An 11,766-nucleotide genomic window follows, 5' to 3' on the forward strand; every position below is an offset into this window, starting at 1 on the left:
TCAAATGTTACCCAGATCTTTGGCGGCGTAGGTCAGAAAAACGGTATCTCCTATTTCAACCGTTTTTTTGCTTCGATAAAAAGAAAGTTGCTCCTGCCCATTTGTGCAGCGGATTTCCCAGTAATTCCCTTTAAAACGAATCGCCTCGACCTTTCCCTGCCATTTACTTTTCTCTTTGAACCTGGTCGGCTTTACTTTTTCGGGTCTTATAAAATGCCTTTTCTCACCCTTTCCGAGCCAGTTGATACCTCCCGTAAGCTCGGCAACATAACTGTTTACCGGCTGATTATATACTTCCGACGGTGTACCAATCTGAATGATCTTACCATTTTTCAAGACAGCGATCCTGTCCGACCAAGCGAGCGCGTCTGACGATTCGTGGGTAACGAAAATGCAGCTGGTTTTCTGTTGCTTCTGCATATTTTCGATCGCATCACCCAGCACACGCCGGTTATGATTGTCGAGGTGGGCGAAAGGTTCGTCCAGCAAAAGTACGTCTGGCTGCTCGGCAAGTGCCTTTGCGATCGCGGTACGCTGCTTTTCACCACCTGACAACAACTTTGCCTTGTGAGTTCTTACATAATCGAGACCTGCAACTTCAAGCAGTTCTTCCACCCGCTCCCGCCGATATTCAGAATCGTAGAACCGAAGCGAATAGGAGATATTTTCCTCGACAGTCTGATTAGGAAAAAGCTCAAATTCCTGGTGGATCAGCCGAATCGATTCATGTCCGGGGATCAGCTCTCCACTCACGGATTTTAATTCTTCTCCATTAAAAATGATCTTTCCCTGATCAGCATCCAGAAATCGGGCAAAAATGCGCAAAAGCGTACTCTTGCCCGAGCCGCTTTCGCCCAAAATCGCGAGCCACTCCCCCGCCCTCAGTTCCAGATTAATATCTGAAAGTACAGGCTGGTCGCCAAATTGCTTTGAAACCTTATCCGCGCGGAGAACTGACCTGTTTTTTGCCATTATTCCGCCCAGGTAATCTTGCCTTCAATGGGTGTACGGCGTGCCGGCATTTCAGGGGCATCGTGGTAACCCATGAAATACAAACCCATACATTTTTGGTTCTCAGGAAGTCCCAGGAACTCGGCCAGTTCCTTCAAAACGCCGGGGCTGCTCCAATACGAGCCCAAGCCGTAGGCAGTAGCTGTAAGCCACATATTCTGCACCGCACAGGCAACCGAAGCCGTTTCTTCCCACTCAGGCAATTTGTCGGGATGCAATTCTGCATTGATCACGATCACGCAACCCGATTTAAGTACTTTTTCCCCGGCTGCATCGTAACGGGCCTGAGAAAAGGATTCAGGTGCTGTGACAGTTCTGTATCTTTCGGAGAAAAAACCGGCCAGGCGATTCAGGCTTGCACCTTTGAAAACGATGAAACGCCAAGGCTCTGTCAACTTATGTGTAGGCGCGTAGTTTGCATTTTCGAGGATATTGTTAATTACCTCGTCCGAGATTTCTTTTTCAATATAACTTGGCGGGAAAATGCTGCGTCTGCCTCTAATAATTGCATTAATTGTCTCAATAGACTGTTCCATAACTGCTTTTTTAATCTAAAAAATTCGAAGGCAAAGCTAACCAATATTCTTACGGACGCGGCCGTGACCGATTTTTTAGCTGATAAAAATTTCCGCGTTTAATTAAAAATTACCGTGTTCCGCTGCTTCTTTGCCGTTAAACCATTATTTTACGCCCTGCCTTTTTCAATCTGCTAATTTCATCCGCGAAAATTGCACCAACAAAACCAAACGCTAATATGCTTGTTACTACTACCCCGAACATCGAAGGAAAAAGGATCACAAAGTACATTGGGCTGGTAAATGGAGAGGCGATCATCGGAGCCAACTTTTTCAAGGATTTTCTGGCCAATATCCGCGATGTAGTGGGCGGCCGCTCCGGTTCTTACGAACAGGGACTGCGCGAGGCAAAAAGCATTGCAATCCGCGAAATGATGGATCAGGCACAACGATTGGGCGCAAATGCGGTGATCGGCGTCGATATTGATCTCGAAACAATAGGCGGAAACAGTTCCATGCTGATGGTCAGCGCAAATGGAACTGCTGTTTGCTATGAATAAGCCGGTTCTAGAAAATCTGCCGCGCTATCTGAGCGACATTATCTGATTTGCCCATTGTATAAAAATGCAGGACAGGAACACCGTAATCGATCAATTCCCGGCATTGTTGTATTCCCCACTCTATTCCTACCTGCCGTACTTCCTTGTCAGTTGCACACTTTTCGACTTCATTCACAAGGTCTTTCGGGAATTCGAGATGGAAGATCTGGGCTAGTACGGAAAGTTGCTTGCGCGTGGCGATCGGTTTTAAACCAGGAATAATAGGTACAGTAATCCCTTCTGCGCGGCATCTTTCGACAAACTGAAAATATTTCTGGTTATCAAAAAACATCTGGGTAACTATGTAATTAGCGCCCAGCTCCACTTTTTTGCGCAAATGCTGGTAGTCGGTGTCAAAACTGGTTGCATCGAAATGCTTTTCAGGATAACCCGCCACACCAATACAAAAGTTGGTAGGCGACATTTCCGTTTCAGCATTCAGCAGAATCCCTTTATTCATATCATTCACCTGACTTACCAGTTCCGAAGCATAAGTATGCCCGCCGGACTTAGGCTTGAATACACCTGCCGACTTCTCAGGGTCGCCCCGTAACACCAATACATTATCAATACCCAGGTAATGCAGGTCGATCAGCACATCTTCGGTCTCGTCTTTGGTAAAACCGCCGCAGATCACGTGGGGCACCGCATCGACGTGAAACCGCTCCATCAACCTGGCGCAAATACCAACTGTCCCCGGCCTCTTCCTGATAGGTACACGCTCAATAGTTCCGTCGGTCCCTACCCGGTCGATCAGCTCCTCCCGGTGATAGGTAACGTCCACAAACGGAGGTTTGAATTCCATAAGCGGTTCAATCGAATTAAGCAATTCATTGATATTCTGACCTTTTAATGGGGGGATAATCTCGATGGAGAACAGCGTTTTGCCGTCGGCCTGCTGAATGAAATCGGTTACTTTGGTCATGAAATGGTGTGCCGTGTTCTGATACTGCTACAAATGAACACGATTTCGTTAAGGGAACCAATTACTAAGGCACAAAAAAATGGCCTACCGCATTACAGTAGGCCATTCCACGTAAACCCTCCTCTATCAGTGTTCGTCAAAAATGTTATTGGGTTTCTGACGGGCGTCAGTCCCAAAGCAACAATTTGCTTGACTGAATACTAATAACTAAAATTCTGTGCCAAATTATCAAAGATTGCGCAACGGAACAATTTATATCAAAGTTTTTTTTCAAGATCCGTAGTTTTATTACTACAAATTATCGGAATATTACAGTCGGGTTATCATTTAATTAAATCCTCCAAAAAGGCTTGTGTTTATAAATTCATCAAAGATGGGAAATCCTTCCCCATTTGGTGGCTAGTCGGCTTTGTAACCCGCTCTTCGCGTCATTTCTATGTGATTGATCTCGTCTTCCAGGTAGGGCACGCTCGATTGCATGAAGCCAAACGATTCGTAAAACCTTTTCAGATAAAGCTGCGCACCAATGCGGATTTCGGCTTTCCCATACAATCTTTCCAGCTTTTCAATTGATACGTTAAGCAATTCAACTCCCGCTCCGATCCCTCTGGCGGAAGCCGACACTACGATCCGGCCGATGGACGGATGCTCGTAGGAAATACCCGGCGGCACTATTCTCGAAACTGCTACCAGAACACCGTTTCGGTAGCCTAACAAGTGGTGACAGAGCTGGTCCTTGTTGTCCATATCGAGGAAACAGCATCTTTGCTCTACTACAAAAACCTCGGTACGCAGGCGCAGCATTTGGTAAAGTTCGTGGGTAGAAAGCTCGTCAAAGGTTTTGAAATGCCAGTCGAGGATCATTTATGTATATTATTTTTGTGAGAAATTTATTTTTGGCTGATGTGTTCGTCTTTATATTTTTGTGCAAAATATGATCACCTTCGTGTCATCTAAATCTTTACACAATTAACAATAATAAGCATGGGAAGGGCTTATGAATACAGAAAGGCCAGGATGTTCAAGCGTTGGGATAAAATGGCCAAGACTTTTACCAGGATCGGCAAAGATATTGTCCTTGCGGTAAAAAATGGAACTGCGGATCCTGCTACCAACGCGAAACTACGCGTTCTTTTACAGAATGCGAGGGCAGCCAACATGCCAAAAGATACGGTAGAAAGGGCTATTAAAAGGGCAACTTCGAAAGATCAGGAAGATTACAAGGAAATGGTATACGAGGGTTACGGCCCCCACGGCGTGGCAATTCTTGTCGAAAGTACTACCGATAACCCTACCCGCACGGTAGCCAATGTAAGAAGCTATTTTAATAAACTCGGCGGCAGCTTCGGTACCATGGGAATGCTCGATTTCATTTTTGATCGCAAATGCATTTTCAAGATCAAGAATAACGCGAAAGATATTGAAGAGCTTGAATTCGAACTGATCGATCTGGGCGGAGAAGAGGTCTTTCTGGATGAAGAGACTGATCTGATCAATATCTACGGTGAATTTTCTGCATTCGGTGCGTTACAGCATTACTTTGAGGAAAACGGTTACGAGATCGTTGAAGCCGACTTTGAACGTATTCCAAATGATACCAAGGCTTTAAGCGAAGAAGAAGCTGCCGAAGTTGAAAAGCTGATCGAGAGAATTGAGGACGACGACGATGTGCAGCGTGTGTACCACAATATGGCCTGAGACTAATATAGCCTCAGTATTTCATGCTGCTTTTTCATAAAATCAAATTTACTCCTCGCCTCTTTCCCTAGTAAGGAAGCGCCGACGGGTGACGATGAAGAGACTGCCAAAACGGTCTCTTCATTTATTTTAACAGAACCCAAACTCACTGCGACAAAGAACCAGCCAGCCGTAGTTTCCAGCAGAGATCCTACTGCCACGCGCTGACTCGCTTCGCTGGCACTAACCCGCTCCAAAACCAACCTTTCCTGGCGCGCTTGCTCAAATTGCCGCGCGTGCATATTTCTGTCGAGCTGCCCCATTGAACGGGAAGTTTCGTATTTGTCGCCCATCGAGCTTTTCCCCTGATCATTTGCCGATTCCTGCGCAGCTTCCATGGCATTCCAGGATACACTCATTTTTTCTTCTAAAAGCAGCTTCAAATGCTGTATAACGGTCGATTTGTCCATATTCTAAAATAAAAGGTCACCAAAACTGGCAACCCTATTGGTATTTCACGTGGCGGTAAAGTTAAGTGTTGAATGTTCCGGAATCACCAGAATTGCTGTCAGTTTTTTCTCAATGCCAGCTTCCTTGCTATCTTTGCGAAACTTTCATTGACAATTCACAATGACAAAACTTTCGGTCCGGCATTTACTTGGAATTAAAAACCTGAACGAGAATGACATCCAGACAATCTTAGATACAGCTACTGAATTTAAAGATGTCATCAACCGGCCCATCAAGAAAGTACCTTCCCTGAGAGATATTACGATTGCCAACGTTTTCTTCGAAAATTCCACCAGAACCCGACTTTCTTTTGAGCTTGCTGAAAAAAGGCTTTCGGCTGATGTAGTTAATTTTTCAGCCTCGGGCAGTTCGGTGAAGAAGGGCGAAACGCTGCTCGATACGGTCAACAATATCCTTGCGATGAAAGTGGATATGATCGTCATGCGTCACAGCAGCCCAGGCGCGCCGCATTATTTGTCTACCCGCATTCCCGCCAATGTGGTGAATGCAGGCGACGGAACGCACGAGCACCCTACTCAGGCACTGCTGGATGCGTTTTCAATGCGTGAAAAACTGGGTGATCTGCAAGGAAAAAAGATCGCGATTATCGGAGATATTACGCATTCCCGTGTGGCACTTTCCAATATATTCTGCCTGCAAAAGCTGGGCGCAGAGGTAATGGTTTGCGGGCCTTCTACATTGATCCCCAAGCATTTGGGTGAACTGGGTGTAAAGATCGGTCACAATGTAAAGCAGGCACTGGAATGGTGCGATGTAGCGAATGTATTGCGCATTCAGCTGGAAAGACAGCAGATCAAATATTTTCCATCACTCAGAGAATATTCTCTTTATTTTGGAATAAATAAACAAATGCTGGACGACCTGAACAAGGAGATCGTCCTGATGCACCCCGGCCCTATTAACAGGGGTGTAGAACTTTCCTCCGATGCCGCCGACTCCCGCCATTCTATAATTCTTAATCAGGTGGAAAACGGTGTAGCGGTTAGAATGGCTGTGCTATATCTGCTCGCGCAACAGTAATATTTCTTTTCAACCAAAGTCTGGTAAGATGTCAAACACGGAAGGAATGCTCCGCGAAGGCTCGCTCGCGAATAAGACCATCATTGTAACCGGCGGGGGCACCGGTCTCGGAAAATCAATGGCTGCCTATTTCCTGAAACTGGGTGCTAACGTGGTGATTTGCAGCAGAAAGGAAGAGGTTCTGACAAAAACGGTCGAAGAATTGAAATTGAGCTCTGATGAAAATATTATATATGTACCCTGCGATGTCAGAAAGCCGGACCAGATTGAAAATGTGATCAGTAAAGCGGTTGAAAAGTTTGGTCAGGTCGATGGTTTGGTCAATAATTCAGCTGGCAATTTCATCAGTCCGACGGAGCGGCTTTCGTACAAAGCAGTGGATGTGGTGGTTGATATTGTGCTGCGCGGCTCCTACTATTTTACATTGGCATTGGGTAAATATTGGATTGAAAAACAAATAAAAGGAACGGTACTCAGCATTTCGACCACTTATGCGTGGACAGGCTCCGGCTGGGTAGTACCTTCTGCGATGGCAAAAGCGGGTGTTTTAGCAATGACCAAATCGCTTGCATTCGAGTGGGCCAGTCACGGAATACGCCTGAATGCGATCGCGCCGGGACCATTTCCGACCAAGGGTGCCTGGGATAGATTATTCCCAAAAGAGCTCTCCGAAAAATTTGCATTCGAAAACCGGATCCCGCTGAAACGGGTTGGCGATCACCAGGAGCTTGCGAACCTGGCTGCCTATTTAATGTCTGATTTTTCAGCCTATATGACAGGTGAAGTGATTACCCTGGACGGCGGTGAGGTTTTGTCTGCCGGGCAATTTAATTTCCTGGAGGAAGTAACTAACGATCAGTGGGATACTATCGAAAATCAGATCAAAACCGCGACCAGAAATCCGGGTAGCGGCGAATGAAAATTTTATTACAGTTTTATTGGGTAATTTTATCCGTTCCTTCGTTATTTGACAAAGGTTGAATAGAACACATGAGAACAAGTTTAAGCGTTTTAGCCCATATATTGACGGTAGCTGCTATTGCCGGCTGTGCGTCCTCAAATAAAACCGTCAAACAACTGCCGGAAGCGCAGGTCAGATCTACCCAACAATCTGCGCCGCTGGTTAGCGAAGAACCCTCGCTGGTGGCTATTCAGAGCAAATACATTTTAAAGGATACTACGCAAACCAAGGTTTTTCTTTACGTCGACGCCTTCAAAGGTAAAAATCCGATCACACCTGCTGATTTTATTAAAACCTATAATCTGAACTACGTTATATATTCGGATTATGGAACGCGGGAACGGTTGGGTTACGGGAATGTAAAACTTGATTCTTCGAACGTTTCTACTTCCGGTCAAAAGATTGTGATCTCTTACGATCTGAAAAGTCCTAACAGGGATTACGGAGTGCTTTTAAGTGAGATAAGCCAGACAGGAACTTTGAAAAAAGTGTTGAATGACCTGACGATCCGTTTTAAGAAATTGGATGTGAACCAGACTTACGGCGTTTATACTGCCAATAGCACACAGCCTTTACAGCGCCATTATATCAATTCCAATGAATCTTTTGTAATAAAAAAGCTGAATCCGGAAGAAGAGCAGCTTCACGTTTTTTACTACAATCACGACTTTGAGGCAGCCGGTTCTCCGATGAATATCGCGAATAAAGGAGTGAGTAAGTCGCTGGAAGTGGATAGTACTTTCACGATCCAGGCTAATCAGCCGCTTCAATTTGCAAAAGAAGGTTTGTACAATATTTTTTCTGATACCACTCAGGCAGAAGGATTGGGTGTATTGGTTGTAAATGAGCGTTTTCCGAAACTAACCCAGCCGCAGCTTTTGCTCGGCCCGCTGCTGTACATGAGCACAAATACGGAGATTAACGAAATCAAAAAAGCAGAAGATTATAAAAAAGCGCTTGATAAATACTGGCTGACGCTTATGAACGGAAATGCACCGCTGGCTCAACAGTCGATTCGGTCGTTTTACAGTCGCGTAGAAGAAGCAAATCAACTTTTTACAACTTATAAAGAAGGGTGGAAAACCGATAAGGGCATGATTTACATTGTGTTAGGTCCACCAGATAAAGTTCAACGGAGCAAAGACCGCGAAGTATGGAGTTACGACCAACGCGGCAATGCCCAGAACGTCAATTTTACATTTAACAGAAAAAACAACCAATTTGTGGATGACCATTATGAACTGGTTCGGTACGCCGAATACCAGCCCATTTGGTATCCGGTAGTCGAAGCATGGAGAAACGGCAGTATACGGTAAGAAAACCCGCCCCAAAACAATCCCAGGCCGATATGGTCTTTGGGACACAGTCAGTACTTGAAACGCTCAGGTCTGGAAAAGAGATCGAGCGATTATTCCTTCAAAGAGAATTAGGTTTTTCAGAGATTGAAAAGCTCGCCAAAGAAACGGGCGTTCCATTTCAGCGCGTACCAATTGAAAAACTGAACAGGATCACGCGTAAAAATCATCAAGGCGCGATCGCATTCGTTTCCCCGATCCAATACATGCCGTTGCACAATGTGCTTACGCAGGTTTATGAAGACGGAAAAACGCCCCTATTGCTATTGCTAGACCGCATTACCGACGTACGAAACTTCGGAGCAATCGCCAGAACTGCTGAATGTGCAGGTGTGCAAGCATTGATCGTCCCGACCAAAGGCGGCGCGCAGATCAATGCAGACGCGATGAAAACTTCTTCAGGCGCATTGAATTTCCTGCCAGTTTGCCGTGAGCCGAACTTGTATGAAACGCTTTTATACCTCAGAAACAGCGGATTGCAGATTGTAGCCTGTACTGAGAAAACCGAGAAGTCAGTCTATGATATTGATTTCTCAATACCCACAGTCATTATCATGGGTTCTGAGGAAGATGGTATTTCAAAAGAATTTATCCACCTCGCCGACAGCGGCGCAAAGATCCCGCTCATCGGCCAGGTTGAATCGCTGAATGTATCGGTGGCGAGTTCGATTGTGCTGTATGAGGCTGTACGGCAGCGGATTGCGAAGGTTTAATTTAATTTTAAGTGAAGTTTGTCAGCCTGAGCGGAGTCGAAGGCGGTCGTGCACGGGCCTTCGACTCCGCTCAGGCTGACAAAAAAGTTACCCTAGCAGTATCTAGCTTACTGCCTGAAACTCTTCAATATCCAACCCCCACCCACTACATCATCGCCTTCATAAAATACAGCCGCCTGCCCTGGCGCAATCCCGTTTACACCGTCGTGAAAGCGCGCTACCAACTTATCCGGTTCGATTTGCTCGATTGTAGCCGGCGTTCCGTCGTGTTTGTACCGTACTTTGGTTACAGTTTCCAGCGGTTTTTCAATCGAAGCATATTTTTGAAAGTTCAGTTTACCGACATACATTCCATCGCGAAATAAGTCCGGCAAATCGCCTAATACTACTTCATTTGTATCTTTTCTGATCTCGGTCACAAATGCCGGCTTACCCAATGCAATGCCCAGACCTTTTCTTTGACCAACGGTATAAAAAGGATAACCTTCGTGCTTTCCGACAACGGTACCATCTTCAAAAACAAAATTGCCACCAGCTACTTCCGCTTCCAGACCGGGTATTCTCCTTTTCAAAAATCCGCGGTAATCATTATCCGGCACGAAACAAATTTCGTAACTCTCCGATTTATTGACTAAATCAATAAACCCGCGCTCGCGGGCCATTTCGCGGATCTCAGTTTTGTGCAAATAGCCTAGCGGTAATTTCGTGCGTGCTAAACTTTCCTGCGAAACGCCCCAAAGCACGTAACTCTGGTCTTTCCAACTGTCAATTCCCTTTGAAACATAATGCCGGGCGTCGTTGAACTGCATATTGGCATAGTGTCCGGTTGCAATGAATTCACAATCCAGCCTGTCTGCCCGTTTCAGCAGCGCGTCCCATTTAATGTGGGTATTGCATAAAACGCAGGGATTTGGCGTGCGGCCTTCGAGGTATTCGCCGGTAAAATGGTCGATCACATAATCTCCGAATTCTTCACGGATATCGAGAATATAATGGGGAAAACCGAGTTCTACGGCGATATTTCGGGCGTCATTAATGGAGTCGAGCGAGCAGCAACCGGTCTCTTTTTTGGTCCCGCCACTGCTGGCGTAGTCCCAGGTTTTCATGGTCATTCCGATGACCTCATAACCTTGTTCGTGTAACATAACAGCTGCGAGAGAGCTGTCGATGCCGCCACTCATAGCGACAAGAATTCGTCCGTGTTTGCTCATTGTAGTAATCCGCCGAAGGTTGAATGCCTTCCGATTTTGGTTTGAATTTGAAACAACCGAACAGCGGATGCTGCTGGGTTTGTTCCGCAAAGGTAAGTAATACTTGTGAGTAAAAGGAAAGATCGCTGCTTCTACGAAATCACCTGCCTGATTATATTCTTGATATTCAATTCAATAATCTCAGTCATACTTTCGCAGTGCTGGTAATGGGTGTCTTTGAAATGGCGGGAAAGGCCTTCGCGTAGCTGGCTGATATTCTCTACTGTTGAGATATTGTCCTTGATCGAAACGTCGCGGAGTTCGCGGAGGCGGTGGCGCTCGCTTCTTGCCTGGTACATAATAGAGGATTGCTCTTCCTGCTGGTATTGAAGTACCGTTTTGTCCGTCAGATATTCCATCGCCAGTTCTACATAAGGCAGGTTTTCCTTGAAGAATTGTGGCATGTATACTTTCAGGTTTCCTTCGTAAAACTGCTGGTCGAAGTCGATTGCGCGCAGACGGAACTGAAAATCGTCAAAATCGGGCGTGATCTGCATCACGAAATTATAGGCGCGCATATCCCCGAGCAGGGTTATGGTGCAGCGTTCATTGAATTTTACAAATTCCTTGGCAATTCGGATCGGGTTATAATCTGTGTGCCGCAGGCGAGTCTTGGCAAATTCATCCCCCGGAATACCGGCGATATGCTCTTCAATAAGTGAATCACCGTCAACAAGATAGTTTACCTGATTCGGAGAAAATATCTCTTCAAGTTCCAAACCATAAATCCGTGAAGCGTCTGCTTTCTTGACATAGAAATAATCATAAATGTCGTTCAGCCGGTTCACTATTTTTATACGAAAAGGATTCGAGTTCCCGAACTTGCAATAGTCAATGCGGTCGATGTATTTATGCTCCACAATACGCAGATTCCCAGAGGCTTTCAGCATTGCATACACTTTTTTCAAACCATTGTGCAGCCTGTCGATCTCGTGCGACGGGTACAGCGGACTCTCCCACAAAGTGTCTTTACCGAATTTATCTGTCACCGGAAAGGATTCGTAAAAACCGAGCAAATCGTGGTAACTTACAGGTAAACGGGCGTCGCGCTGGTAAAAACGCAGGTATTTCCGCAGCTCGGGACTGACCGGATAGATTGGCTTTTTATTAATAATCTTGACATCACCATTTTCCATAAAGGAAGTTAAGCATATTTGGCCGATACTTTCAACCCGGCTTTCGGCGAAAATGGGAATCAAAATACAAATT

The 11,766-nt window shown here is 45.6% G+C and carries 13 protein-coding genes; 6 read left to right on the forward strand and 7 right to left on the reverse strand.

Annotated features, from left to right (window positions below; translation table 11 throughout):
* Entirely contained in the window at positions 1-972 is a 972-nt protein-coding gene (locus LZG94_RS13350) for an ABC transporter ATP-binding protein (protein WP_233792368.1), read from the reverse strand.
* A complete protein-coding gene (locus tag LZG94_RS13355) occupies positions 972-1,547 on the reverse strand; it encodes a nitroreductase (RefSeq protein WP_233792369.1) in 576 nt (191 codons plus the stop codon). The genes LZG94_RS13350 and LZG94_RS13355 overlap by 1 nt, the downstream gene beginning before the upstream one ends.
* A 218-nt stretch (positions 1,548-1,765) precedes the next feature.
* Here LZG94_RS13355 and LZG94_RS13360 point away from each other — a divergent pair, with 218 nt between their 5' ends.
* Positions 1,766-2,086, forward strand: coding sequence for a heavy metal-binding domain-containing protein (locus LZG94_RS13360; RefSeq protein WP_215232461.1), 321 nt, complete (start codon positions 1,766-1,768; stop codon positions 2,084-2,086).
* Positions 2,087-2,093: 7 nt separating this feature from the next.
* On the opposite strand, the gene metF is transcribed toward LZG94_RS13360, so the two are convergent.
* Positions 2,094-3,050, reverse strand: a complete 957-nt coding sequence (gene metF / locus LZG94_RS13365) for a methylenetetrahydrofolate reductase [NAD(P)H] (protein ID WP_233792370.1) — start codon at positions 3,048-3,050, stop codon at positions 2,094-2,096.
* A 399-nt stretch (positions 3,051-3,449) separates the two neighbouring features.
* The gene (locus tag LZG94_RS13370; protein WP_233792371.1) at positions 3,450-3,914 is read right to left on the reverse strand and encodes a GNAT family N-acetyltransferase; all 465 of its coding nucleotides are present in this window, start codon (positions 3,912-3,914) and stop codon (positions 3,450-3,452) included.
* A 120-nt stretch (positions 3,915-4,034) separates the two neighbouring features.
* On the opposite strand from LZG94_RS13370, the gene LZG94_RS13375 reads away from it, so the two are divergent.
* Positions 4,035-4,748, forward strand: coding sequence for a YebC/PmpR family DNA-binding transcriptional regulator (locus tag LZG94_RS13375; RefSeq protein ID WP_215232464.1), 714 nt, complete (start codon positions 4,035-4,037; stop codon positions 4,746-4,748).
* Between the two features lie 2 nt (positions 4,749-4,750).
* On the opposite strand, the gene LZG94_RS13380 is transcribed toward LZG94_RS13375, so the two are convergent.
* Positions 4,751-5,197: a transcription elongation factor gene (locus LZG94_RS13380; RefSeq protein WP_233792372.1), complete on the reverse strand. Its 447-nt coding sequence runs from the start codon at positions 5,195-5,197 to the stop codon at positions 4,751-4,753.
* 160 nt (positions 5,198-5,357) lie between these two features.
* On the opposite strand from LZG94_RS13380, the gene LZG94_RS13385 reads away from it, so the two are divergent.
* The 4 genes from LZG94_RS13385 to rlmB all read left to right on the forward strand — a co-directional run bounded on the left by LZG94_RS13385 (position 5,358) and on the right by rlmB (position 9,307).
* Positions 5,358-6,278: an aspartate carbamoyltransferase catalytic subunit gene (locus LZG94_RS13385; protein WP_233792373.1), complete on the forward strand. Its 921-nt coding sequence runs from the start codon at positions 5,358-5,360 to the stop codon at positions 6,276-6,278.
* A gap of 28 nt (positions 6,279-6,306) precedes the next feature.
* Positions 6,307-7,197, forward strand: coding sequence for an SDR family oxidoreductase (locus tag LZG94_RS13390; RefSeq protein WP_233792374.1), 891 nt, complete (start codon positions 6,307-6,309; stop codon positions 7,195-7,197).
* A gap of 71 nt (positions 7,198-7,268) precedes the next feature.
* Complete coding sequence (locus LZG94_RS13395; protein WP_233792375.1) at positions 7,269-8,555, forward strand: GWxTD domain-containing protein; 1,287 nt, start codon at positions 7,269-7,271, stop codon at positions 8,553-8,555.
* The gene (gene rlmB, locus LZG94_RS13400) at positions 8,531-9,307 is read left to right on the forward strand and encodes a 23S rRNA (guanosine(2251)-2'-O)-methyltransferase RlmB (RefSeq protein WP_233792376.1); all 777 of its coding nucleotides are present in this window, start codon (positions 8,531-8,533) and stop codon (positions 9,305-9,307) included. Before LZG94_RS13395 ends, rlmB begins: the two co-directional genes overlap by 25 nt.
* Positions 9,308-9,414: 107 nt before the next feature.
* Here rlmB and mnmA read toward each other — a convergent pair whose 3' ends face one another.
* Both mnmA and LZG94_RS13410 read right to left on the reverse strand, forming a co-directional pair.
* Positions 9,415-10,518 carry a tRNA 2-thiouridine(34) synthase MnmA gene (gene mnmA, locus LZG94_RS13405; protein WP_233792377.1) on the reverse strand — a complete coding sequence of 368 codons (1,104 nt, stop codon included), beginning with the start codon at positions 10,516-10,518 and terminating at the stop codon, positions 9,415-9,417.
* Positions 10,519-10,649: 131 nt separating this feature from the next.
* The gene (locus tag LZG94_RS13410; protein ID WP_233792378.1) at positions 10,650-11,693 is read right to left on the reverse strand and encodes a hypothetical protein; all 1,044 of its coding nucleotides are present in this window, start codon (positions 11,691-11,693) and stop codon (positions 10,650-10,652) included.
* Positions 11,694-11,766: the final 73 nt, after the last annotated feature.

This window comes from Dyadobacter sp. CY343, assembly GCF_021390335.1.
In the GTDB taxonomy this organism is placed as follows: Bacteria; Bacteroidota; Bacteroidia; order Cytophagales; family Spirosomataceae; genus Dyadobacter.